Annotated in this window: 18 protein-coding genes; 7 read left to right on the forward strand and 11 right to left on the reverse strand. The window is 71.3% G+C overall.

The genetic code is table 11. The features are described from left to right. The 4 genes from OKJ99_RS41620 to OKJ99_RS41635 all read right to left on the reverse strand — a co-directional run. Positions 1 to 2,294: ATP-binding protein (locus tag OKJ99_RS41620; RefSeq protein ID WP_326023830.1), on the reverse strand; the 2,294-nt coding region annotated here is incomplete at its 3' end. 70 nt (positions 2,295 to 2,364) lie between these two features. Then, positions 2,365 to 5,316 (reverse strand): hypothetical protein, encoded by a 2,952-nt coding sequence (locus tag OKJ99_RS41625; protein WP_326023831.1) that lies wholly within the window; start codon positions 5,314 to 5,316, stop codon positions 2,365 to 2,367. Continuing rightward, a complete protein-coding gene (locus OKJ99_RS41630; protein ID WP_326023832.1) occupies positions 5,316 to 7,901 on the reverse strand; it encodes a S8 family serine peptidase in 2,586 nt (861 codons plus the stop codon). The genes OKJ99_RS41625 and OKJ99_RS41630 overlap by 1 nt, the downstream gene beginning before the upstream one ends. Before the next feature lie 74 nt (positions 7,902 to 7,975). Continuing rightward, positions 7,976 to 9,031 (reverse strand): M23 family metallopeptidase, encoded by a 1,056-nt coding sequence (locus tag OKJ99_RS41635; RefSeq protein ID WP_326023834.1) that lies wholly within the window; start codon positions 9,029 to 9,031, stop codon positions 7,976 to 7,978. A gap of 357 nt (positions 9,032 to 9,388) precedes the next feature. Here OKJ99_RS41635 and OKJ99_RS41640 point away from each other — a divergent pair, with 357 nt between their 5' ends. The 6 genes from OKJ99_RS41640 (at position 9,389) to OKJ99_RS41665 (ending at position 16,109) form a co-directional block, all read left to right on the forward strand. After that, positions 9,389 to 9,976, forward strand: coding sequence for a TMEM165/GDT1 family protein (locus OKJ99_RS41640; protein ID WP_326023836.1), 588 nt, complete (start codon positions 9,389 to 9,391; stop codon positions 9,974 to 9,976). A 75-nt stretch (positions 9,977 to 10,051) separates the two neighbouring features. Continuing rightward, entirely contained in the window at positions 10,052 to 10,654 is a 603-nt protein-coding gene (locus OKJ99_RS41645; protein ID WP_326023837.1) for a TetR/AcrR family transcriptional regulator, read from the forward strand. After that, positions 10,651 to 12,318, forward strand: coding sequence for an FAD-binding dehydrogenase (locus OKJ99_RS41650; protein WP_326023838.1), 1,668 nt, complete (start codon positions 10,651 to 10,653; stop codon positions 12,316 to 12,318). Before OKJ99_RS41645 ends, OKJ99_RS41650 begins: the two co-directional genes overlap by 4 nt. Continuing rightward, entirely contained in the window at positions 12,315 to 13,115 is an 801-nt protein-coding gene (locus tag OKJ99_RS41655) for an SDR family oxidoreductase (protein ID WP_326023840.1), read from the forward strand. Before OKJ99_RS41650 ends, OKJ99_RS41655 begins: the two co-directional genes overlap by 4 nt. A 330-nt stretch (positions 13,116 to 13,445) precedes the next feature. Beyond that, positions 13,446 to 15,263: a S9 family peptidase gene (locus OKJ99_RS41660; RefSeq protein WP_326023842.1), complete on the forward strand. Its 1,818-nt coding sequence runs from the start codon at positions 13,446 to 13,448 to the stop codon at positions 15,261 to 15,263. A 78-nt stretch (positions 15,264 to 15,341) separates the two neighbouring features. Beyond that, positions 15,342 to 16,109, forward strand: a complete 768-nt coding sequence (locus tag OKJ99_RS41665; RefSeq protein ID WP_326023843.1) for an SURF1 family protein — start codon at positions 15,342 to 15,344, stop codon at positions 16,107 to 16,109. Positions 16,110 to 16,251: 142 nt separating this feature from the next. On the opposite strand, the gene OKJ99_RS41670 is transcribed toward OKJ99_RS41665, so the two are convergent. The 7 genes from OKJ99_RS41670 to OKJ99_RS41700 all read right to left on the reverse strand — a co-directional run bounded on the left by OKJ99_RS41670 (position 16,252) and on the right by OKJ99_RS41700 (position 22,728). Further along, positions 16,252 to 17,403: a hypothetical protein gene (locus OKJ99_RS41670; protein WP_326023844.1), complete on the reverse strand. Its 1,152-nt coding sequence runs from the start codon at positions 17,401 to 17,403 to the stop codon at positions 16,252 to 16,254. Further along, positions 17,400 to 18,068 (reverse strand): SigE family RNA polymerase sigma factor, encoded by a 669-nt coding sequence (locus OKJ99_RS41675; RefSeq protein ID WP_326023845.1) that lies wholly within the window; start codon positions 18,066 to 18,068, stop codon positions 17,400 to 17,402. Before OKJ99_RS41675 ends, OKJ99_RS41670 begins: the two co-directional genes overlap by 4 nt. 306 nt (positions 18,069 to 18,374) lie before the next feature. Then, positions 18,375 to 19,445 carry an aspartate-semialdehyde dehydrogenase gene (locus OKJ99_RS41680; protein WP_326023846.1) on the reverse strand — a complete coding sequence of 357 codons (1,071 nt, stop codon included), beginning with the start codon at positions 19,443 to 19,445 and terminating at the stop codon, positions 18,375 to 18,377. Then, the gene (locus tag OKJ99_RS41685; protein WP_326023849.1) at positions 19,445 to 20,731 is read right to left on the reverse strand and encodes an aspartate kinase; all 1,287 of its coding nucleotides are present in this window, start codon (positions 20,729 to 20,731) and stop codon (positions 19,445 to 19,447) included. The genes OKJ99_RS41680 and OKJ99_RS41685 overlap by 1 nt, the downstream gene beginning before the upstream one ends. Positions 20,732 to 20,973: 242 nt before the next feature. Beyond that, positions 20,974 to 21,720, reverse strand: coding sequence for a DUF5063 domain-containing protein (locus tag OKJ99_RS41690; RefSeq protein WP_407700874.1), 747 nt, complete (start codon positions 21,718 to 21,720; stop codon positions 20,974 to 20,976). Then, on the reverse strand, positions 21,713 to 22,312 hold the full coding sequence (gene recR / locus OKJ99_RS41695; RefSeq protein WP_326023850.1) for a recombination mediator RecR: 600 nt from the start codon (positions 22,310 to 22,312) through the stop codon (positions 21,713 to 21,715). The genes OKJ99_RS41690 and recR overlap by 8 nt, the downstream gene beginning before the upstream one ends. Before the next feature lie 71 nt (positions 22,313 to 22,383). Then, positions 22,384 to 22,728 (reverse strand): YbaB/EbfC family nucleoid-associated protein, encoded by a 345-nt coding sequence (locus OKJ99_RS41700; RefSeq protein ID WP_326023851.1) that lies wholly within the window; start codon positions 22,726 to 22,728, stop codon positions 22,384 to 22,386. A gap of 348 nt (positions 22,729 to 23,076) precedes the next feature. On the opposite strand from OKJ99_RS41700, the gene OKJ99_RS41705 reads away from it, so the two are divergent. After that, positions 23,077 to 23,835 (forward strand): SLATT domain-containing protein, encoded by a 759-nt coding sequence (locus OKJ99_RS41705; RefSeq protein ID WP_326023852.1) that lies wholly within the window; start codon positions 23,077 to 23,079, stop codon positions 23,833 to 23,835. The last annotated feature ends 20 nt before the right edge of the window (positions 23,836 to 23,855 follow it).

A 23,855-nucleotide genomic window follows, 5' to 3' on the forward strand; every position in this document is an offset into this window, starting at 1 on the left:
GATCCGTACGATCGAGACCGCGCCCGAGATCCACGGCGACACGGGCCTCGACGGGCCCGCGCTCCAGGACGCCGCCTGACGAACTCGGCGAGGGCCTGCCGCAGCGCCTCGGCCGCTTCCGCGAAGTGGCCCATTCTCGCGAGGACCTGGCTGTGGGCCAGGCGGGCGCGGGCCGCGTCGACGTCGAGGCGGGCGACGAGGTCGCGGTAGTAGCGGTCGGCCGTGTCGTTGGCGTAGAGGGCGGCGGCGCGTTCGGCGGCGCGGCGCAGGTACTCGGCGGCGCGCGGGTCGTCGGCGCGGGCGAAGTGCGAGGCGAGCGCGTCGACCGCGTCGGGGCGGCGGGCGAGGACGGCCCGCGCGAACGCGCCGTGCAGTTGCCTGCGGCGGACCGCCGTCAGCCGCTCGTAGCAGGTGAGGCGGACCAGCGGGTGCCGGAAGGCGAGCCCCGGTTCGGGCCGCCCGGCCACCACGACCTGCCGTTCCTCCACCAGCGAGGCCCCGATGGCCCGCTCGACCCCGTCGGCGGCCGCGGCCCCGGTCACCGGCGGGTGCAGGCCGTGCTCGGCGACGTCGAGGAGTTCGGACAGGGCCGCCTCTCCCCCGGCCACGGACAGCGCCTCGACCAGGCGCCGCGCGTCGGGGTCGAGGCGCACGAGCCGGTCCGCCACCAGCTCCCGCACGCCTTCGGGCGCCCCCGCGTCGGCCGGTCCCTCGGCCAGGTCGCGGGCGAGTTCGAGGGCGAACAGCGGGTTGCCGAGGGAGAGTTCCCACACCCGGTGCTCCTGCCCGGGGCGCGGCGCGGCGGCGCGGGCCACCGCGAGGCACGCCTCCCGGTCCAGGAGACCCAACTCCTCGCGTACGGCGAGCCGTTGACGTACCAGGAAGCTCAAGATGGAACGCCGTGCGTCGCCTTCGGGGAGTTCCTCCTCGCGGTACGTCACCAGGAACCGCAGCCGGATCCCGCGCTCCGCGGCGCGCCGGGCCAGATGGCTCATGAGCTGGTACGAGCCGGTGTCGGCGGCGTGCAGATCGTCGAGGACCGCGAGCACAGGGCGGGCGGCGGCCAGATCGCCGAGCAGGGCCGCGCCGGCCCGGAACAGCCGGTCGCGCTCCTCCTCGGGGCTGCGCTCCCCCGGCGTCCGCACCTGCCCCAACGACGGGAGGAACGCGGCGAGTTCGGGGTACTCGGCGCCGATCCGCGCGCGCTGCGCCGCGTCGTGCTCGGCCAGCCACCCGTCGAGCGCCTCGGCGAACGCCCCGTACGGCGTGTGCCCCTCCGCGTCCTGACCGCCGCCCCACAGCACGGCGGTGCCGGACGCCGCGGCCCGCCGCGCCACCTCGCCCACCAGACGCGTCTTGCCGATGCCCGCCTCGCCGGTGAGCAGGGTGACCGGCGGCCCATCGGCGGCGAGAAGCCGGTCGAGCACCGCGTCGCGGCCGTGCAGCGGGGTGGCCGGTTCGGCCCGTAGCGGCGCTGGCAACGTTGTCCTGATGGGGACGGGGGTGGGCGCCGCCGCGAGGGCGGCCCGGTGCAGCTGCTCCGTCTCGGGCCCCGGGCGGACGCCGAGTTCCGCGTCGAGCGCCTCGCGGCACAGGTGGTACTGGTGCAGCGCGCGCCGCCGCAGGCCCTGGCGCAGGGCGGCGTCGATGAGAACGCGGTGGGCCAGCTCCTCGGCGGGGCTGGTGGCGAGGACGCGTTCGGCGGCGGTGGCCGCATCCGCTGCCGCGCCGTTGGCCAGGTGCGCCTCCGCGAGGCCGAGCAGCAGCCGCTCCCTCAGCAGCGCGAGCCGCCCGCGGCGCTCCTCGGCCCAGTCCACGTACCGGTCCTCGGGCAGCAGCTCGCCGCTGAACAGGTCGAGGACGGCTGCCAGTTCGGCCGCTCCCCCCTCGGCGAGCGTCGCTTCCGCCGCTGTCTCCGCCGCGTCGGCGTCGATCCACACGGCCGTCTGGTCGAGGAAGAGCATGCCGCCGTCGGATATGAGATACGACGACGCGGCGCGCGGGGCGAGTTCGGGTTCCAGGGCGTGCCGGGCGGCGTGCAGGGCGACGCGCAGGCTGCCCGCCGCGGACTGCGGATCGGCGTCGGGCCAGCAGATGTCCATGGCCTGCTCGCGGTGGAGCCGGTGTCCGGGGACGACGGCGAGCAGCTTCACCAGGGTCCTGGCGCTGGGCCGCGACCAGCGTTCGGCGGGCTCGGGGCCGCCGTCACGAGTCGCCCGGAAGCCATCGAAAAGGTGCAGGCGCAGCAGTGGGGCACCGGAGTCGGGGGCCTCGTCCGTGCGTCGTGCGTCCATAAGGGCGTCACTGTAACCGAGCATGCCGACGACCCCCTGGGCCAGGCCCAGGGGGTCGGCACTGTCGGTGTCAGGCCTTGTCGATGCTCAGGGTGATCGCCGAGCGGATCGCCGTGTACGGGCTCACGACCTCGTTGCCGACGAGGCCGGCCGTGCGGTCGGTGCCGTACCCGTCGAAGGCGAGCGTGACGATCTCGTCCTTCCCATCGGCGTCGAGGTCGGCCACGAAGTGCTCGCGGGCGCCCCAGGCGTTGTAACCGGTGTCGGCCAGCTGGTGCGGTTCGATGCCGGCCTGCAGCACCGCCGGGTCGTAGAGCGCGACGAACGTCTCGCCGCTGCGGACCAGGACACGGGCGCCGTCCGGGCCCTTGGCGAAGGAGCCGCTGCGGACCTCGGCAATGGCCCGCGGCGTGCGGTCCACACCGTCGGCGCCGTAATTGCGCAGCGAGGCGAGGCTGTTCTCCACCAGGCCCTCGGGGCCGGTCATCCAGTTCGCGAGCGTGGCGAAGCCGCCCGCCTTGGCCTCGTGCAGCAGCTCGCCGGTGCGGCCGTCGCGGATCTGCACCATGTTGGTCAGCTGGTTGGGCGGCGCCTGCTCGGAGTTGCCGCGCACCACGTAGGTGAAGACCACCGCGTGCCCGTCGGCGTAGGGGATGCCCGGCGAGGCGAAGGTGCCGGCCCGCAGCGGGATGCCGAGGACGTCGCCCTGGCTGCTGGCGGGCGCCTTCGGGGTGAACGACCAGGTGACGGAGCCGTCCTTGCCGTTGAGTGCGGCCCCGCCCACGGCGACCGGGGCGGTGGGGTTCTTTCCGCGGGTCTGGTACTGGGCGTAGACCTTGCCGTCGGCCGCGGACAGGTCCGCGAACGCCGGGGTGCCGATCTCCGCCGGGACCGTGTACGCCCACTTCAGGGTGCCGTCGCCGTCGTACGCGCGGACCTTGTCGGTGGCCACGGCCACCTCGGCGGCGCCGTCGCCGTCGAGGTCGGAGGCGACGACGTTGCGCACGTACTCGCCGGCGTCCGCCTTGATGGTGGTGAGGACCTTGCCGGTGCGGGCGTCGACGATCGCGGCCGCCGAACTGGCGGCGACGATCAGCTCGTCGCGGCCGTCACCCGTGGTGTCGGCCTTGATCACCTGAACCACCCGACCGGGCAGGGTCGCCGCCCACAGCCGCTTGGGCTTGCCCGACACCATCGACGGGCCGTCGTAGGCGAACAGGCCGTTGGAGGAGCCGCCGAGGACGACGTCGTTCTTCTTGTCGCCGTTGATGTCGGTGGCGGCGGCGGTGAAGGGGGTGCCCTCCAGCGGCTGGACGCTCTCCTGCTTGCCGCTGCCGAGGTTGTAGACCCGTACGTTCTGGTCGGTGTCGACGGTGCGCAGCCGCCAGCCACCGTCCTTGGTGAACGGCTGGGCGGTCAGCATCGAGCCGACGATGCCGCTCTTCTCCCACTTCACGGCGCCCTTGGCGCCGCTGAGCACGGAGATCCGGGCGTAGTGGCTCGCGCCGCGGTTCTCCGCGGTCGACCTGTCGGTGTCGTCCAGGTACGAGGCGACGATGGTGCCGTCCACGGCCTTCACGCCCCAGGCTGCGCCGACGTCACTGTTGTCGCCGGACCGCTTGACGGTGCGCGCCCACAGCACGCTCGCGTCGTCGCCGTTGAGCGCGCGGACGCTGTTGCTGTTCATGTTGGGGATGACGCTGCCGGCGCTCGGGGCGACCGTGGACTCGCTGACCGTGTACTCCGGCTTGGCGCCGCCCTGGATGTCGCCGATCTCCAGCGCGAGCGGAAGCGCGTTGATCCGCTCGCTGAGGCTGGTGCGGTCGCCGTCGGCGGGAGCGTACGAGGTGATCTCGTACTTCACGCCCTCGCTGTAGTCCGACTGCTCCAGCGCCACGATCCGGTCGCGCGCGGCGTCGAGGCGCAGCTGACGCACGTAGAGACGGCTGCTCTTGGCCCACTTGAGGCTGCCGTCCTTGGTGTCGATCACCAGGGCGTGGCCACTGGGCGCCTTGTCGGAGGCGTAGCCGCGCGCCTGGTTCCAGGAGGCGGCGAGCAGGCCGTCACCGATCGGCTGCAGCGAGCCCCACTGGACGCCGGCGTAGGCACCGGCGTCGTACGTCCAGGTGTCGGACGGGGTGAGCTTTCCGTCGGCGTAGTCGAAGCGGATGCCGTTCAGCGTGGTCTTGGCGTCGGCCGGGGAGTTGAGGTTGTTGTACGCCGAGTCCGCGACGACCAGGGTCCTGCCGGCGAGCTTGACGTTGTACGCGGCGGCGTACAGCTTCGACCACAGCGTCTTGCCGGTGGCGCCGTCGAGGACCGTGACGAAGGTGCCGTTGGGAAGCGAGGAGCCGGGCGAGGTGAACGGGCGGTAGGGCAGCACGCCGGACTCGGCGGTGAAGACGATGTCGTCGACGCCGTCGCCGGTCAGATCGCCGGTGCTGACACCGTCGTCGGAGGTCATGCTGAACGGGCCGACCGCGTTGAAGCCCATCACGACGGCGGCCGGGTACGGCTCCTTGCTGCCCCGGGGCGTCGGCGTGACCTGCCAGTCGCGGTCCAGGGACGTCGAGTCGCGCGACCACAGTTGCTTGCCGTCCGCGCCGACGCGCTGGATCGGGCTGAGCGCGTTGACCGAGAAGTAGTCGCCCTTCGAGCCGCTGACCGGGAAGGTGGCGGCCATGCCCTGGGCACCCTCGATGCCGGACTTCTTGGTCAGCTTCCACTTGCTCGTGGCGGTGGTGGACGCATCGCCCGTGTCGGACGCGGTCCCGGCGTCGTCGGAGTCGGCGGACTCCACGGCGTCCTGGGCGTCCTTGGCGGCCTGCCGCGGGTCGCCGAGGTCGCGTCCGTCGCCGTAGACGTCGGGCATGGTCGCCTGCGACAGCTTTTCGGCCTGGCTGTCGGTCAGCGTCAGCACACCGCTGTCCTCGGCGTGCACCGCCGGCGACGCGCTGAGCGCGAGCCCGGAGGCGATCAGTACGGAGGCCAGGCGCAGGCCCCGTCGTTGGATGTTTCTCATCAGGCACCCTTCGGGGTGAAGCGGATCGCGGTGGCGTCGCTCAGGACGGTCTCGTTGAAGGAGTGGCCGAGGCCGTCGGTGCCGGCCTGGTTCTCGATTCCGGTGGTCGCCGAACCACCGCGCTGCAGCGCGCTGTCGCCGATGCCCTTGTACTGGAGGGTGACGGCGCCGGTGGCCTCGTCGAGGACGGCCTCGAAGGAGATCCGCACCGAGGTGTCGGAGGCGAAGGCGGCGTTGTTCCAGACGATCGCGAACTTCCGGGCGCCGCTCTTGCCGGTGACGGCGGTCTGCACGCTGGAGCGCTTGTCGAGGACGAGGTCGTCCCAGAGCGCCGCGACCACACCGTTGGGCTGGGCGGCGGCCGGGAGGGCGGTGTTGGCGTACTCGCCCAGGCGCGGCTGGAGGAAGTTGACCAGGCCGTTGGTGGTGATGGACGCGCTGGTGTAGCTGACGCCGTAGTACTTCACCGGGAACGGCAGGCCGATCGTCTTGGCGTCCTCGTCACCGGTCAGGCCGGTGGCCGTGGAGCCCTTGATCCAGGAGGAGGCGACGGGGGCGCACGCGTACGTGCCGCCCGCGTCGGTGCGGTTGGGCAGCTTCACATCGGCGGTCTTGTCGCCGTCGACCTTGAGCTCGCCGTTGTAGGTGCCGTTGCACACGACCGGCGCGGCGGGGGCGGCCCGCAGCGTGTAGGCACCCTCGGCGACCTTCGGCAGGCTGAACTTCCCCTGGGCGTCGGTGGTCACCGCCTCGACCGGGTTGCCGGGCAGGGAGACGGTGGCCTTGGCGAGCGGCTCGCCGGTCACGTCGAGGACGGTGCCGGTGACGGCGTGCTGGGGAACCGGGGTGAGCGCGGCGTCCTGCGTCAGCGGCTCGCCGGTGGTCAGCTCGACGCCGGAGACGGTGTCGGCCGCGTAGCCGTACGCACTGAGCGAGAAGGTGTACGTGCCCGGGGGCAGCGACAGCCGGTAGGAGCCGTCGGCACCGGTGGTCACCGTGCGGGTCGTGGCGTCGTTCGTGGCCTTGACGGTGGCGTCGGCCAGACCCTTGCCGCTCGCCTTGTCGGTGATCTTTCCGGACACGGTGACCGCGGTGTGCGGGGCCTTGTCGATGGTCGAGAGGATGTCGAGCTTGCCGTTGCCCCACACGTTGTTGGCGTCGGCGGTGCCACCGCAGTGCGTGTCGTCGACGTCGGTCGCGCCCGCGTCGAGGAGCTTGCGGGTCTCGTCGATGTTGCCGACCAGCGACGGGGCGGCCGACCACAACAGGGCCACCGCACCGGCGACGTGCGGCGTCGCCATCGACGTACCACTGATGGTGTTGTACGAGGTGCCGAGCCATGCGGACTGGACGTCGACGCCCGGTGCGGTGATGTTCGGCTTCATCGAGCCGTCGATCCGCGAGGGGCCGAATCCGGTGAACTTGGCGACGTTGCCGGAGGAGTCGTAGGCGCCGACACCGTAGGCGTCGACCTGCGCGCCGGGCGGGTCGGTCGTCGAACAGGTCTGGCCGTCACCGAAGTTGCCGGCCGCGAACGCCTCGAAGATGCCCGCGGACTTCCAGGCGTCGATGATGTCCTCGTAGAACGGGTCGGTGCCGTACTTCTGGCCCCAGGAGTTGTTGACGATGTTCGGGGCGAGGTCCGGGCGCGCGTTCTGACCGTTGTGGTCGGTCGGGGCGAGGATCCACTGGCCGGCCGCGAGCAGATTGCCGTCCGAGCACTCGCCGGACTCGCAGCCCTTGGCGGCGATCCACTTGGCGTTCGGCGCGACGCCGAGGCCGTTCTTGCCGACCATCGTGCCCATGGTGTGGGTGCCGTGGCCGTTGTTGTCGCACGGGGTGCCGTCGGCGGCGCAGTTCCCGGTCGGGTCGTAGAAGTTGTAGTCATTGGTGAAGGTGCCGTCGCCGTTGTTGCCGCGGTACTGCTTCACCAGGTCCGGGTGGTTGTACTGCACGCCGGTGTCGACGTTGGCGATGACGATGCCCTCACCGCGGTCCTCGTACTGGTCCCAGACCTTGTCGGCCTTGATGTCGGCGACGCCCCACTCCGGGGTGTCCGTGCCGTCGGCGGACGACGCGACGCCGGAGCGGTCCTTGGTCACCTTGGCGTCGGACGTCTCGATGCCGTCGAGCGTGAACTTCCGCTCCTTGACGATCTCCTTGACGTCGGAGCGCTTGGCGAGCTCCTTCACCAGGTCCTGGTCACCGGTCACCTTGACGGCGTTGGTGATCCAGAAATCCTGGTGCCCGACCTTCTCCTTGTCGAGGAAGGCGTTGAGCGGCTTCTGGCTGTCGGCCGCGTGGGCCTTCAGCGACTTGTACGCGGCCGTGGCGGCCTTCGCGTGCGAGCGCTGCTGCTTGGCGGCGCTCAGGTCGGCCTTGTCCTTGAGGACGACGAAGAAGGTGGCGTCGTCTCCCTTGGAGACGGCCTTCGCGAGCGCGGAGTCGACCTTCGCCGTCGCGGAGTCCGCCTGCGCGGAGTCGGCTACGGCGGGTATCGCGCCGGTCAGTAGGGCGGCGGCCGCGGTCAGCGACGCCGCCGCCCAAACGGCACGTCTGCGCCGGGGCGGTCGGGGCAGGGGCATCGGGCACTCCTCGGGGAGGGTACGGGGTGCCCGAAAGCTAGGGAGAGGCCGTTACTGCGCCATTACAGCCCCGGTCACAGATTCAGCCCCCGCGCCCGCAGCCACGGCAACGGGTCGATGCCCGAGCCGAACTGCGGGGTGATGCGCACCTCGAAGTGCAGATGCGGGCCGCTGACGTTGCCGGTCGCGCCGGAGAGGCCGAGCGTCTCGCCCGCGGCGAGGCGGGAGCCGACCTTGACGCCGATCCGGGACAGGTGGGCGTACTGCGTGTAGTAGCCGTCGGCGTGCCGGAGGACCACCTGGTTCCCGAAGCCGTCGCCGCAGCCCGTGAAGACGACGGTGCCCGCGCCGACCGCCCGCACCGGCGTCCCGGTGGGCACGGCGAAGTCCTGCCCTGTGTGCGTGTGCGCCCACAGGCGGCCGCCCGAGCCGAAGCCCGCCGACAGCGTCGCGGGGCTCACCGGCTTCACCCAGGTCCGCCCCTTGCCGGCCCGCTCGTGCCCGCCCACGTCGCCGCGCGCGCAGTTCCCGCCGCCCCCCGTCGGCATCGGCCCGGCCGCGAGGACCCGCGCACGGGCCCGGCGCACCTCCGCCTCGGCCTTCGCCAGTTTCGCCTCGATGTCGTCGCGGGCGGCCGACCGGCGCCGTTCCTGCGCCTTGAGCCCCTTCACCAGGCGGGCGGACTCGGCGCGCCGGTCGGCGACCCGGTCCCGGGACTCGGTGACGCGGTCGGTGAGCTGCCGGGCCGCCCGGTCGCCGCGGCCCGCCCGGACGGTGGCGTCGAGGGCCCGCTGCGGGGAGGACGAGGTGAGCAGCGGCAGCATCGTGCCCAGGCCCGAGGCCCCCTGGTACTCGCTGCGCGCCTGGCGCCCGAGGGTGGCCCTGAGCGCGTCGAGCCGGCGCTGCTCGGTGGCCTGTCGCCGGGTGACGTCGGCGAGCCGGCGCTCGCCCTTGCGCACGGCGTCCCGCGCCTTCTCGTGCGCCGCGACGGCGTTCGACGCCTCCCGCATCAGCCGGTCGGCGCGGGTCGAGAGCCGTCCGATGCCGGGCCCGTCGTCCGCGGCTGCCGGGCCGGCGCCGATGCCGATGCCGATGCCGGAGACGAGGAGCGCGGCGATCGCCGCGGCCACGCATGCGGCCGTCCCCGTACGCCTCGTTCCGTTCCGTCGTACAGATCGCATCGACCGACTGTCGCAAAAATGGGCGTATCGGGCGGGAACCCGGGCGTTGATCGGGCTCCGTGTACCCTTAATGGAGCAAGCGAAGGGGAGTAGCCCCGCAAACCGGTCGTCGACACACTGGAACCCCCGGGTTCCCGGTGGCCGGGCTCGGACCGCCTCGGCGGGCCGGGTGGGCGAGACCTTCGATCAGGCAGAAGACTGCACACGTACGCATCCCGCTACGTGTGTCCGCTGCCGGGTCGAGTGGTCCTCCCTACGCAGCGGGGCGGGGTTCACCACGACCCGGCCCGCACAGAAAGCGTCCCCATGGATCTCGATCCCCTGGCGATTCTCACCGCCTTCGGGCTGATCTTCCTCGCCGAACTCCCGGACAAGACCATGTTCGCCTCACTGGCCATGGGCACCCGGATGAAGCCCCTGTACGTATGGTTCGGCACGTCGGCGGCCTTCCTCGTGCACGTCGCGATCGCGGTCGGCGCGGGCTCGCTCCTCGGTCTCCTTCCGGGCTGGATCGTGAAGGTCGTATCCGGCCTGATGTTCCTGTTCGGCGCGTTCATGCTCCTCAAGGGCGGGGACGACGAGGACGACGAGGACTCCGCGGGCCCCAAGACCGTCACCGGTTTCTGGCCGGTCTTCGGCACGGCGTTCATGGCCGTGTTCATCAGCGAGTGGGGCGATCTCACCCAGATCACCACCGCCAACCTGGCGGCCACCAACGGCACTTGGTCGACCGCCATCGGCTCGTGGGCGGCCCTGATGTCCGTGTCCGCGCTCGCCCTCGTCGCCGGGCGCTTCATCGCCAAGCGGGTGCCGCTGAAGACCGTTCAGCGGGTGGGCGGCTTCTGCATGCTGGCGCTGGCCGTGTGGTCGTTCGCCGAGGTGTTCACCGGCTGACGTACGCCCGCGCACACCCCTTGTGGATACACGAACGTATCGAATACGTTCGCGTATCCAACCGGGGAGGCGAGGATGCCCGTCACCAAGCGGCGTGCGCGGACGCGGCAGCGGCTGCTCGACGCCGCACTCGACGTGTTCGCCGAGGAGGGCTTCGGGCGCTCCACGGTCGAACAGGTCTGTGAGCGCGCGGGTTTCACACGCGGCGCTTTCTACTCGAATTTCTCCTCGCTCGACGAGCTGTTTCTCGCCTTGTGGGAGGAGCGGTCCGCGCGGATGCTCGATGATGTGCGGGCTGCCCTCGCCGGTATCGACCCGGATGATCCCGAGGCCGCCGTGCGGGCCGCGATCGATGCCACCCCCGTCGACGACGCCTGGTTCCGGATCACCGCCGAGTTCACCGCGCACGCACTGCGAAATCCGGGCCTGCGCCGCGTGATGGCCGCCCGCGAGGAAGCCATCCGCGACGCGATCCTGCCGGTGTTCGTGGCCGCGCTCGGCCGCCTCGGCCGGCGGGTCACCGACGAACGGGCCCTGGGCGACGCCCTGGTGGCCGTGCACGACGGGACCTCCGTGCAGGTTCTGCTACAGCCGGACGACGTGGCCGTACGGGCCCGTCGCCAGGCTCTCTTCATGAACGTACTGGACGCCTACAGCACACCGTTGGAGAGCGCATGAGTGACACCACTGCCGATGTCATCGTCGTGGGAGCCGGCCTCGCCGGGCTCGTCGCGACGTACGAACTCACTCGCGCGGGCAAGCGAGTCGTGCTGGTCGACCAGGAGAACGAGGCGAACCTCGGGGGCCAGGCGTTCTGGTCGCTCGGTGGGCTCTTCCTCGTCGACAGCCCCGAGCAGCGGCGGATGGGGATCAAGGACTCCTACGATCTCGCCCTCGCCGACTGGCTCGGCTCCGCCGGATTCGACCGCGAGGACGAGGACCACTGGCCGCGCAAGTGGGCCGAGGCCTATGTGCGGTTCGCGGCCGGGGAGAAGCGGGACTACCTGTACGGGCTCGGGATGAAGGTGACCCCGAACGTGGGGTGGGCCGAGCGCGGGTCGGGGACCGCGACCGGGCACGGGAACTCCGTGCCGCGCTTCCACATCACGTGGGGGACGGGCCCCGAGGTCGTGCGCGTCTTCCGCGAGCCGGTCCTGGCGGCCGCCGAGCGCGGGCTCGTCGACTTCAAGTACCGGCACCAGGTCGACGAGTTGATCGTGGAGGACGGCGCCGCTGTCGGCGTCCGCGGCTCGCTGCTCGAACCCTCCGACGCCGCACGCGGTGTCGCCTCGTCCCGAGAGTCCGTCGGCGACTTCGAGCTGCGCGCGAAGGCCGTCATCGTGACCTCCGGCGGCATCGGCGGGAACCACGAACTGGTCAGGAAGAACTGGCCTGTTGACCGGATGGGCGGCCCCGCCCCCGAGTCCATGGTGACCGGCGTCCCCGCGTACGTCGACGGGCGCATGCTGGAGATCACCGAGGGCGCCGGCGCGTCCCTCGTGAACCGCGACCGCATGTGGCACTACACCGAGGGCCTGAAGAACTGGGACCCGATCTGGCCGGGCCACGGCATCCGGATCATTCCGGGCCCCTCCTCGCTGTGGCTGGACGCGGAGGGCAAGCGGCTGCCCGCGCCGCTCTTCCCGGGACACGACACCCTCGCCACCCTCAAGCACATCACCGGGACCGGGCACGACCACACGTGGTTCATCCTGACCCGCGCCATCGTGGAGAAGGAGTTCGCGCTCTCCGGATCCGAGCAGAACCCCGACATCACCGGCAAGGACCTGAAGCTGGTCCTGCAACGCGTGAAGAAGGGGGCGCCGGGACCGATCCAGGCCTTCCTCGACCGCGGCGCCGACTTTGTCGTTCAGCGGAACCTGAAGGACCTGGTCGCCGGGATGAACGAGCTGACGCCTTCAACTCCCGTCTCCTACGAGCAGGTTGAGCGCGAGATCGTCGCGCGCGACCGGGAGGTCGGCAACGGGTACTCCAAGGACCTCCAGCTGATGGCGGTCCGCAACGCCCGCTCGTACCTGCCCGACCGCATCACCCGCGTCGCCAAGCCGCACCGCCTCCTCGACCCGGCGCAGGGCCCGCTGATCGCCGTACGTCTGCACGTACTCACCCGCAAGACGCTCGGCGGCCTGGAGACGAACCTCGACTCGCAGGTCGTGCGGCCCGACAAGTCCGTCTTCGAAGGGCTCTACGCGGCCGGGGAGGTCGCCGGGTTCGGCGGTGGCGGCGTGCACGGGTACAACGCGCTCGAAGGGACCTTCCTCGGCGGCTGCATCTTCTCCGGACGCGCCGCCGGGCGCGCGCTCGCCCGGAGCCTCGCGTGAGTACGCGGGGCAGGGCCCTCGTGACGGGGGCCTCTTCGGGCATCGGGGAAGCGGTCGCGGCGGCGCTCGTGCGGCGCGGCTACAAGGTGTACGGGACCAGCAGGGACCCCAGGAAGGTCGCCTCGCCGGTGCCGGGCGTGGAGTATCTCCCGCTCGACCTCTCCGACGAGGAGAGCATCGAGACCCTCGCGCGCTCGGTCGGCGAGGTCGACGTGCTCGTCAACAACGCCGGGGAATCGCAGAGCGGCCCGTTCGAGGAGCTGCCGATGGACGCGGTGCGGCGGCTCTTCCAGCTCAACGTGTTCGGGGCGGTGCGGCTCAGCCAGCTGCTGCTGCCGGGGATGCGGGAGCGGCGGCGCGGCCGGGTGGTGATGGTCGGCTCGATGCTGGCCAGCTTCCCGCTCGCCTACCGGTCCTCCTACGTCGCGTCGAAGGCCGCGATCAAGGGCTTCGCGCACGCGGCGCGGCGCGAGTACGCCCCGTACGGCGTCCGGATCACGACGGTCGAGCCGGGCTCCATCGCCACCGGCATCAGCGAGCGGCGCACCCAGTACGTGGCGAAGGACTCGCCCTTCCGCGCCGCCTACGACACGATGCTCGCCGCCCTCAACTCCAATGAGGCGCACGGGATCTCGGCCGAGAAGGTCGCCGCGAAGATCGTCTCGGCCATCGAGGCGGGGCGGCCGAGGCCGCTGTACGCGGTGGGCAGCAACGCCCCCCTCGTGTTCGCGCTGCGCCGGGCGCTGCCCCGCGCGGCGACCGAACGGATGGTGGCCAGGAGGCACGGGCTGAAGTAGGGGCACGGGCCGAAGCGGAGATTTCGGGCGGCCGCGGCCCGCTGGACCGGGCCGTCCGAACCGCTCGCACAGATATGCGCTCGGGCTATTCCGGGGCGGGGTCCACAGGCGTACATTCGCTTCACCGTCGCAGCACGCACGGTCGCACGGATGAATTGCGTCGGTGCTTTTCATCCCACGCTCGCGCGCTGCCGGAGACGGCATGCAGGCGCAGTACAGCGGGAGCACCTGCAAAGGCCGGCCCGGCCGCTCCCCTCGGAAAGCACCATTCCGGTCGGGCCGTGCCCGCTCCCCGGCGGACTGTCGGTGGGGGCAGGCACACTGGGGGCCATGACTGAGAGCAACAGGGTCACGTCGCCTGCCACCGAGTCCATGCCCGACTGGGAGAAGCGGTTCCGAGCACCACGCGTCTCCCTGCCCGACTGGGCCGAGGACGCACCGGACCGCTCCCTGTTCGTGTCGAACGCGACGGGGACGTACGAGCTGTACGCGTGGGACCGGGCCACGGGCGAGCAGCGCCGCGCGACGGACCGGGCGAACGGGACGACGGACGGCGTGCTCACCCCCGACGGCGCGTGGATCTGGTGGTTCAACGACACGGACGGGGACGAGTTCGGGACCTGGCTGCGCCAGCCCTTCGAGGGCGGGGAGGACACCGAGGCGGTCCCCGGCCTCGCACCCTCCTACCCCGCGGGACTCGCCCTCGGCCGTGACGGGCGGACGGCCGTGATCGGCTGCTCCACGGACGAGGACGGCACGACGATCCACGTCGTACGCCCCGGTTCCGACTCCCCCGCCGAGATCTACCGGCACCGCGAGTCGGCCGGCGTCGGCGACCTGTCGTACGACGGGACGCTGATCGCGATCGAGCACACCGAGCACGGCGACGCGATGCACGGAGCGCTGCGCGTGCTCCGGCTCGACGGTTCGACGCTCGCGGAGCTCGACGACTCCAAGGGCGGCACCGAGGAGCTCGGCCTTGAGGTGCTCGGCTTCGCGCCCGTGGCCGGCGACACCCGGCTGCTCGTCGGGCATCAGCGGCGCGGCCGCTGGGAGCCGATGGTGTGGGACGTCGCCACCGGCGAGGAGCGCGACCTGGCACTCGACCTGCCGGGCGACGTGTCGGCGGAGTGGTACCCGGACGGCTCGGCGCTCCTTGTCGTGCACGAATTCGAGGCCCGCGGCGAGCTGTGGCGCTACGAGTTCGCGAGCGGCGCGCTGACGAAGGTCGACACCCCGGTCGGCTCGGTCTCGGGCGCCTGCGCGCGGCCCGACGGCAGCGTCGAGTACCTGTGGTCGTCGGCCGCCGAGCCGTCGGTCGTCCGCTCCACCACGGGTGACGTGGTGCTCGATCCGCCCGGCATGAAGGCCCCGGCCTCCGTCCCCGTCGAGGACGTGTGGGTGCAGGGCCCCGGCGGCCGCATCCACGCCCTCGTACAGAAGCCGGCGGGCGCGAGCGGTCCGCTGCCCACCGTCTTCGAGATCCACGGCGGGCCGACCTGGCACGACTCCGACGCGTTCGCGGCGGGCCCGGCGGCCTGGGTCGACCACGGGTACGCGGTGGTCCGGGTCAACTACCGGGGCTCCACCGGATACGGGCGGGAGTGGACGGACGCGCTCAAGCACCGCGTCGGCCTGATCGAGCTGGAGGACATCGCCGCCGTACGCGAGTGGGCCGTCTCCTCCGGGCTCGCCGACCCGGAGCGGCTCGTCCTCGCGGGCGGTTCCTGGGGCGGCTATCTGACGCTGCTCGGCATCGGCACGCAGCCGGGCGCCTGGGCCGTGGGTCTCGCCGCGGTGCCGGTCGCCGACTACGTGACGGCGTACGAGGACGAGATGGAGGCGCTCAAGGCCCTGGACCGCACGCTGTTCGGCGGTTCGCCGGAGGAGGTGCCCGAGCGGTACCGGGTGTCGTCCCCGCTCACGTACGTGGACGACGTGAAGGCGCCGGTCTACATCTCGGCGGGGGTCAACGACCCGCGGTGCCCGCTCCAGCAGATCCTCAACTACGTGGACCGGCTCGCGGCGCGCGACGCGGCGCACGAGGTGTACCGGTACGACGCGGGGCACGGCTCGCTCGTCGTCGAGGAGCGCATCAAGCAGGTCGCGCTCGAACTGGACTTCGCGGAGCGCCACTTGCCGAAGTGACCGGCGTCGCGGGGCAAGGGAGGGGCGAGCGAGGGGCCGGTGGGCGGGTCTTTATTTCGGACCCCGTACCGTGGGGGTGTGTACCGGTTCCTCCTGACCCCGCGCTGGTGGGGGATCAACATCTTCGTCCTGCTCTCGATCCCCGTGTGCATCTTCATGGGCTCGTGGCAGCTCAGTCGTTTCGAGGACCGGGTGCAGGACCACAAGACCGCGTCCGAGCAGACGAAGGTGAACGAGACGGCGGCGCCCGAGCCGCTCGCCTCCGTGCTGCCCGTGGACCAGAAGACCTCCGGGAAGCGGACGACCGCGACCGGCCACTACGGCAAGCAGCTCCTCGTGCCCCAGCGGGACCTCGACGAGCGCAGTGGCTTCTACGTCGTGACGCTCCTCAAGGTCGAGGGTTCCGGGAAGGCGTTGCCCGTGGTCCGCGGCTGGGTGCCCGGCAAGGCCTCCGCCGCGAAGGCGCCGGCCGCGCCCAAGGGGGAGGTCACGGTCGTCGGCGCGCTCCAGGCCTCGGAGTCCGCGACCTCGAACGGGGTGACGGCCTCGGGTGGTCTGCCCGTGGGACAGGTAGGCGTGATCAGCGCGGCGTCCCTGGTGAACCTGGTCCCGTACGACGTCTACGACGGGTGGATCACGCTCGACAAGGCGGACTCCGGGATGACCGCGGTGCCGGCTTCCGCGCCGGAGGGCAGTGGTCTCGACCTCAAGGCGTTCCAGAACCTGGGGTACACGGGTGAGTGGTTCGTCTTCGCGGGGTTCGTGGTGTTCATGTGGTTCCGGCTGGTGCGTCGTGAGGCGGAGGCGCTTCGGGATGCGGAGTTGGGGATCGCGGAGTCGGTTTAGCGGCACCGCTCGGGGCTCCGCCCCGGACCCCGCTGCTCAATCGCCGCAGGGGCTTGATTTGCCGGTGCAGGTATATGGAGCCCCGCCGGCGATTGAGGCGCGGGGCCCGGGGCGGAGCCCCGAGGGCGGCGGATTGGCCGGGCTAGGACGCCGGCAGCAGGCCCGTCCGGTAGACCGTGCCCTCGCAGGCGTTCGAGATGGTCGTCGCCGCGACGGGCGCGCCCGGCTCCGCCGTGTGGGACACGGCAACGCTGCCTTCGTCACCGCCGTCGGAACCCAGCTGCGTGGTCGTCTGGGTGTCGGTGCCGGTCGTGGCGTCCCCGCTGTCCGTCCCGTCCCCGGTCGGCGAGGGCGTCGGGGTCGGGTCGCCGCCGCCACTGCCCCCACTGCTCCCGCCCGTCGCGGAGCAGGACGCGGAGGGCACCCACGCGAACCGCACCTCGTACGCCTTGCCCGGTTCGAGGATCACCTGGCTCGGCTCGGTCGACGGGTCGGGCAGCCCGGAGCCGTCGCCCGAGGTGTGGTCGACGACGCTCACCTTGGCCGGGTCGGCCGCGCCCTGCGCGACGGTGACCACGGATCCGGCGCTGTCCACCGTGCAGTTGGAGCCCGAGACGTTCGCGACGCGGAACGTGCCGTAGACCTTGCCGTCCCCGTCGGGCGCGCCGACGGTGGCCTGCGGCCTGCCCAGCTCGCTCGCCTCGCAGGTGGGCGAGGTGGCCGCCGCCGTGGACGCGGGGTCGGCCCCCGCGGTGGCGCCGCCCGTGGCCCTGCGCCCGTCGCCCTTCTTGTCCTTCTTGGCGCCCTTGCCCTTGTCCTTGGTGTGCGACGGCTTGCCCGCGTCGCCCTGGCCCGTGCCGCCGGACGCCGTGCCCGAGGTCGCGCCGCCGCGTGTGGCGTCGCTGCTGTTGCCCGCGATGGTCGGCCGGTCGCCGGAGGAGTCGGGGTTCGTCACGTGCAGCACCGCGGGCACCGCCATCGCCGCGAACACGCCCACGGCGATCGCGCCCACGGCGGCCTGCCGCTTGCGCGCGCGGCGGACGGGGACGGCACGGTGCAGCTCGTCGAGCGCCTGCTCCGAGGGTTCGAGGTCCGCGACGGCCTGCCGCATCATCCGCCGCACGGCGAGCTCGTCGTCACCGAGCCCGGTGTCAGCGGGTCCCGTGTCGCCGAGTCCGGTGTCAGCGGGTCCGGCCTGTCCGGCCTCACCGGATCCGGTGGGGTCGGGAGCGTCCTCGGGCTCGCTCACTTCGTCGGCCGCCCGGCCCGGGCCGCCGTCGAGATGGGGGTTCATGCCGGCTCCTCCATGGCGACGCGCAGCGCCGCGATCCCGCGCGATCCGTACGCCTTGACCGAGCCGAGGGATATCCCGAGCGACTCGGCCACCTGCGCCTCCGTCATGTCCGCGAAGTATCGCAGGACAAGGACCTCGCGCTGGCGTCGCTGCAGCCCACGCAGCGCCTTCTTCAGAGCGTCCCGCTCCAGGAGGTCGTACGCGCCCTCCTCCGCGCTCGCCATGTCCGGCATCGGCTTGGTGAGCAGCTTCAGGCCGAGGATGCGGCGGCGCAGCGCGGACCGCGACAGGTTCACGACGGTCTGGCGCAGATACGCGAGCGTCTTCTCCGGGTCGCGGACGCGCTTGCGCGCCGAGTGCACGCGGATGAACGCCTCCTGCACGACGTCCTCGCAGGAGGCGGTGTCGTCGAGAAGCAGCGCCGCGAGCCCCAGCAGGGAACGGTAATGGGCGCGATAGGTCTCGGTGAGATGGTCGACGGAGGTACCGGCCTGCGTCATCGACTCGTCAGCACCCTGTGCCGGAATGCGCGCCGGGCGCGCCGCTGGGGCGATCACCGGCATGCCGCCGGGTGCCCGGGTGCGCCGCGTTCCAAGGGGTGCGAGGGGCGGACGAAGGGCCGCGCCCGTCGCCCGTACCGCTGTGAAGTCCAGTACTTCTGCCACGCCTGTTGGACAAGCTTCCCCCCGTCAAGGTTGTACGCGTCAGGCGCCCCATTTGCGACGGACCTCGTCACCCCCACCGATGACGCGGCCTCGAATGCCGACATGCGCACCACTCTTCCCCTATGCCCCGTATGTCCGATGCCGGTCGGCGCCTCACCAGGGCGACCGCAAAGACGCTCCCCGCCCTGCGCACGGTTGCAGGGCGGGGAGGAAAAACCGCTTACACAAAACTCACACAGAATCTTATGAGCGGATCCACGGTTGGGAAGGGGCTGCCCGCATCGCGGGCGCCGAAAGAGCCGCAGCTCACATCGCGGTGAGCTCCGCCGCCACCAACTCGGCGATCTGCGCGGTGTTCAAAGCTGCGCCTTTGCGCAGATTATCCCCGCATACGAAGAGTTCGAGCCCGGCCGGATCGTCGAGCGAACGCCGCACGCGGCCCACCCACGTCGGATCGGTGCCCACCACGTCGGCCGGCGTGGGGAATTCGCCGGCCGCCGGATTGTCGAAGAGCACGACGCCCGGCGCGGTCGCGATGATCTCGCGCGCCCGGGCCACGGTGACCTCGCTCTGGAAGCGGGCGTGGACGGTGAGGGAGTGCGTGGTGACGACGGGCACCTGCACACAGGTGACGGCCACCTTCAGGTCCGGAAGGCCGAGGATCTTGCGGGTCTCGCCCCGCACCTTCATCTCCTCCGACGACCAGCCGTCCTCGCACAGCGTGCCCGACCAGGGCACGACATTGAGCGCCACGGGCTCGGGGAAGGGCCCCGTCCGGTCGCCCACGGCCCGCCGCAGGTCACCGGGGGTGGTTCCGAGTTCGGAGCCGGACACGAGGGACAGCTGCGCCCGCAGCGTCTCGACCCCGGCGCGGCCCGCCCCGCTCACCGCCTGGTAGCTGGACGCGACCAGCTCACGGAGCCCGAACTCGGCGTGCAGGGCCCCGATCGCCACGATCATCGACAGGGTCGTGCAGTTGGGGTTGGCGATGATGCCGCGCGGCCGCACGCGCGCGGCGTGCGGATTCACCTCGGGCACGACGAGCGGCACATCCGGGTCCATCCGGAAGGCCGGCGAATTGTCCACCACCACAACGCCCTTGGCGGCGGCGATGGGCGCCCACTGCGCGGACACCTCGTCGGGTACGTCGAACATCGCGACGTCGACCCCGTCGAAGACGGACTCCGTCAGGGCGACGACCTCGACCTCCTCGCCGCGCAGGGTGAGCTTGCGCCCGGCCGAGCGCGGGGAGGCCACGAGCCGGATCTCGCCCCAGATGTCCGCGTGCTGCGACAGAATCTGCAGCAGAACGGCGCCGACGCTCCCGGTCGCTCCCACGACCGCGAGCGTCGGACGCCGCACGGGTGCCTCGGCCATCAGCGGCCGGTGCCTCCGTAGACCACGGCCTCGTCGGAGTCCGAGTCGAGTCCGAAGGCGGAGTGCACGGCGCGCACGGCCTCGTTCACATCGTCGGCGCGCGTGACGACCGAGATGCGGATCTCGGAGGTCGAGATCAGCTCGATGTTCACGCCCGCGTCGGTGAGCGCCTCGAAGAAGCCGGCCGTGACGCCCGGGTTCGTCTTCATGCCGGCGCCGACGAGGGAGATCTTGGCGATCTGGTCGTCGTAGCGCAGCGAGTCGAAGCCGACGCTGGCCTTCTGCTTCTCCAGGGCGTCGATGGCCTTGCGGCCCTCGGTCTTGGGGAGCGTGAAGGAGATGTCGGTCAGGCCCGTGGACGCGGCCGACACGTTCTGCACGATCATGTCGAGGTTGATCTGGGCATCCGCGACGGCCCGGAAGATCTTCGCGGCCTCGCCCGGCTTGTCCGGTACCCCGACGACGGTGATCTTCGCCTCGGAGGTGTCGTGCGCGACACCGGAGATGATGGCCTGCTCCACGCCCTTTTCCCCTTGCTGGTTCTTCTCGATCGGCTCGTTGCTGACCCACGTGCCCTGCAGCCCACTGAAGCTGGAGCGGACGTGGATCGGGATGTTGTACCGACGGGCGTACTCCACGCAGCGGTGGAGCAGCACCTTCGACCCGGAGCTGGCCAGCTCCAGCATGTCCTCGAAGGAGATCCAGTCGATCTTCCGCGCCTTCTTCACGACGCGCGGGTCGGCGGTGAACACGCCGTCGACGTCCGTGTAGATCTCGCAGACCTCGGCGTCGAGCGCGGCGGCGAGGGCGACAGCGGTGGTGTCCGATCCACCACGACCCAGGGTCGTGATGTTCTTGCCCTCCTGGCTGACGCCCTGGAACCCGGCGACGATGGCGACGTTGCCCTCGTCGATGGAGGTCCGGATGCGCCCCGGCGTGACGTCGATGATGCGTGCTTTGTTGTGGACCGAGTCGGTGATGACACCGGCCTGACTGCCCGTGAACGACTGGGCCTCGTGGCCCAGGTTTTTGATCGCCATCGCCAGCAAGGCCATGGAGATCCGCTCTCCGGCGGTCAGCAGCATGTCGAATTCGCGCCCGGCAGGTATCGGAGATACCTGTCCGGCGAGATCGATCAACTCATCCGTCGTGTCACCCATCGCGGACACCACGACAACCACCTGGTTGCCGTTCTTCTTGGCGTCGACGATCCTCTTGGCGACCCGCTTGATGCCCTCGGCATCTGCTACGGAGGAGCCTCCGTACTTCTGCACGACAAGGCCCACGTGCGCTCCTCGCTCAGTCCGTCTGTCACCGCACGTACGTATGCGCACTGCGGTCGTCTCAGTTTAACGAGCGGCCGAAATCCGCCCCGGCTATATCACATCGTGAGATGTCCCGCCCACGACCTGACCACCAGGTTTCCGTTTGCCGACATCCGGCCGCTCGGACAATCGCATGCCCAGCCCCCGCCCGGGCAACCGGGTAAGTGGGGCGGGTCACACGGAGACGGCCCGCGCCGGACCTCTCACTTCACCGGGCGGAGACCCAAGGGGGCCGCGATCTCCTCTGCCATGACCTGACCCGCCTCCTCCTCCAGCGTGCCCTCCGCCGTCGACAGGTCCTCGTCCGTGTCCAGGCCGTCCAGGTCGTCGAGCGGCTGGTTCAGGCGGACGTGCGCGACCAGCGACTGCAGGGCGCGGAGCGTCGCGGAGGCGGTCGACCCCCAGTTGGAGAAGTACGAGAACTGCCACCACCACAGCGCCTCGGTGATCCGGCCGGCGCGGTAGTGCGCCATGCCGTGGCGCAGATCGGAGACGACGTCCGCCAGGTCGTCCGAGATCCGCGCGGCGACCGGCGCCTTGCGCGGCTCGTACGGGTCGAAGACCTCGGAGTACACGTCGACCGGGTCGAGCATCACGGCGAGCCGCTCGCGCAGGCCGTCCATGTCCGGCTCGGCGCCCAGGTCCGGCTCGTAGCGCTCGTCCGGGAGGATGTCCTCGTGCGCGCCCAACCGGCCGCCGGCGAGCAGCAGTTGGGAGACCTCGAGCAGCAGGAAGGGCACGGCCGAGTCCGGCTCGTCGCCCTTGGCGATCTCGGTCACGGCCACGATGAACGACTCGACCTGGTCCGAGATCTGGACGGCGAAGTCGTCGGGGTCCTGGGTGGTGGAGTGCAGCGTGACCGCGTCGGGCGTCGACGGCTGAGCCTTCGGCGGCTGCTGTGCCGCCGCCGACTTCTGCGGCATCGGCGACTGCTGTGGCGTCTTAGACATCTAGGAGTCTTCTCCCCTCGAAGGCGCGCCCGAGGGTCACCTCGTCCGCGTACTCCAGGTCGCCCCCGACGGGGAGGCCGCTGGCCAGGCGGGTGACCTTCAGGCCCATGGGCTTGATCATGCGGGCGAGGTACGTCGCTGTGGCCTCGCCCTCGAGGTTCGGGTCGGTGGCGAGGATGAGCTCGGTGACCGTGCCGTCCGCGAGGCGGGCGAGAAGCTCCCGTATCCGCAGATCGTCAGGGCCCACGCCCTCGATCGGGCTGATCGCGCCGCCGAGCACGTGGTACCGCCCGCGGAACTCACGGGTGCGCTCGATCGCGACGACGTCCTTGGGCTCCTCCACGACACAGATGACGGAACCGTCACGCCGCGGGTCGCGGCAGATGTTGCACAGCTCCTCCTGCGCGACGTTGCCGCACGTCGCGCAGAAGCGGACCTTGTCCTTGACCTCGAGGAGGGCGTGCGCGAGCCGCCGTACGTCCGTGGGCTCCGTCTGCAGGATGTGGAAGGCGATCCGCTGCGCGCTCTTGGGACCGACGCCGGGCAGCCTGCCCAGTTCGTCGATGAGGTCCTGGACCACGCCTTCGTACACGGATTGCCTTCGCCTTCAGATCGTCGTCTGCGGATGCTGCGTCTTGGTACGTACGGTAGTTGGCGGCGGGGTCAGAAGGGGAGACCCGGAATGCCGCTGCCGCCGCCGAGTCCCTGGGCGAGCGGGCCGAGCTTCTGCTGCTGGAGCGTCTGCGCGTTCTCGTTGGCCGCGGCCACCGCCGCGATCACCAGGTCGGCGAGGGTCTCGGTGTCCTCCGGGTCGACCGCCTTCGGGTCGATCACGAGGCCCCGCAGTTCACCGCCTCCGGTCACCGTCGCCTTGACGAGACCGCCGCCGGCCTGGCCCTCGACCTCGGTCCGCGCCAGCTCCTCCTGAGCCCGCGCGAGGTCCTGCTGCATCTTCTGGGCCTGCTGGAGCAGCTGCTGCATATCGGGCTGGCCACCACCGGGGATCACGATCAGCTCCTGTTCCGGTCCGCTTCCGGTCCGTATACGTCGTCGGGACGGGGCGGGTATCCGCGGCGCTTGTCCGCCGATGCCCCTGAATCCGAGCCTACGTGGTCGAGGGGCCGCCTGCCCCGGTGACCTGAAGCCTCCCGGGGCATGCACGGCCTCATTTCCGGTCTGCACTCTTTCGAGTGAGATGGGTTGCTTTCTCTACCTGATGCGGGGCCACGTCCGGGCGGAGATCCGGTGAAAACTGGGGTTCGGCCACCCGTTGAGCGGTAGGAAGATGCTGCACACCAGGCCTCGACAACGAGTGCGGGGTCTGGCCCCAGCCGTGATCTGTCGAGGGAGTTCCGGGTGAGTCAGCCGGAGATGCAGCCCGAAGGTGCACCCCATGAGGGGTCGGGCGAGGACGGCGACCGGGGCAGCCGCGGCAAGAGGGTTCCCCGGCAGGGCGATCTCGCCGGCCGCGCGCTCCCGCTCGGCGACTGGAGCGAACCCGCCGAGCGGCTCGACGAGCTGTACCGCTGGGTCGAGCAGGGCGCCCTGAACACGGCGGACTGGTACCTCTCGGACCGCGTCTGGAAGCGGAGGAGCGCGCGGGCGCTGCGGGCGGGCACGGTGCTTGCCGCGGTCTGCGGCGGAGTGCTGCCGCTCCTCGACCTGACGGGGGTGCTCGGCGGCGCGGCCCCCTGGGGATACCTGTCGCTGCTGCTCGCGGTGGCGTGCGTCGCGTGCGACCGGTACTTCGGTCTGACGTCCGGCTGGATACGGGATGTGGCCACGGCGCAGGCCGTGCAGCGGCGGTTGCAGGTGCTGCAGTTCGACTGGGCCTCGGAGAACGTACGAGAGGTGCTCGGCCCGACCGAGGGCACCGCCAGCGAGGCGGCCGAGCGGTGCCTCGGGGTGCTGCGGCGGTTCTCGGACGACGTGACGGAGCTGGTGCGGGCCGAGACGGCGGACTGGATGGTCGAGTTCAAGTCCGGCCCCGCGCCCCTCACCATGCAAGCATCCGTGCCGGCCGCCCGCCCGGCGGACCAGCCGAGCAGCCGCTTTCCGCTGCCGCCGGGGACCCGGCCGAACATGCCGCGGCAGCGTCCGCCGGAGCCCCGATAAAGCCCCTATTGAGCCCCTGC

The sequence above is a fragment of the Streptomyces endophyticus genome (genome assembly GCF_035798155.1).
Classification (GTDB): Bacteria; Actinomycetota; Actinomycetes; order Streptomycetales; family Streptomycetaceae; genus Streptomyces; species Streptomyces endophyticus.

Excerpts from the sequence above, each read along its gene's own strand:
- OKJ99_RS41625 (WP_326023831.1), bottom strand. The coding sequence starts at position 5,316 with ATGAGAAACATCCAACGACGGGGCCTGCGCCTGGCCTCCGTACTGATC.
- OKJ99_RS41630 (WP_326023832.1), bottom strand. The coding sequence starts at position 7,901 with ATGCCCCTGCCCCGACCGCCCCGGCGCAGACGTGCCGTTTGGGCGGCG.
- OKJ99_RS41640 (WP_326023836.1), top strand. The coding sequence starts at position 9,389 with ATGGATCTCGATCCCCTGGCGATTCTCACCGCCTTCGGGCTGATCTTC.
- OKJ99_RS41645 (WP_326023837.1), top strand. The coding sequence starts at position 10,052 with ATGCCCGTCACCAAGCGGCGTGCGCGGACGCGGCAGCGGCTGCTCGAC.
- OKJ99_RS41650 (WP_326023838.1), top strand. The coding sequence starts at position 10,651 with ATGAGTGACACCACTGCCGATGTCATCGTCGTGGGAGCCGGCCTCGCC.
- OKJ99_RS41660 (WP_326023842.1), top strand. The coding sequence starts at position 13,446 with ATGACTGAGAGCAACAGGGTCACGTCGCCTGCCACCGAGTCCATGCCC.
- OKJ99_RS41670 (WP_326023844.1), bottom strand. The coding sequence starts at position 17,403 with ATGAACCCCCATCTCGACGGCGGCCCGGGCCGGGCGGCCGACGAAGTG.
- OKJ99_RS41680 (WP_326023846.1), bottom strand. The coding sequence starts at position 19,445 with ATGGCCGAGGCACCCGTGCGGCGTCCGACGCTCGCGGTCGTGGGAGCG.
- OKJ99_RS41690 (WP_407700874.1), bottom strand. The coding sequence starts at position 21,720 with ATGTCTAAGACGCCACAGCAGTCGCCGATGCCGCAGAAGTCGGCGGCG.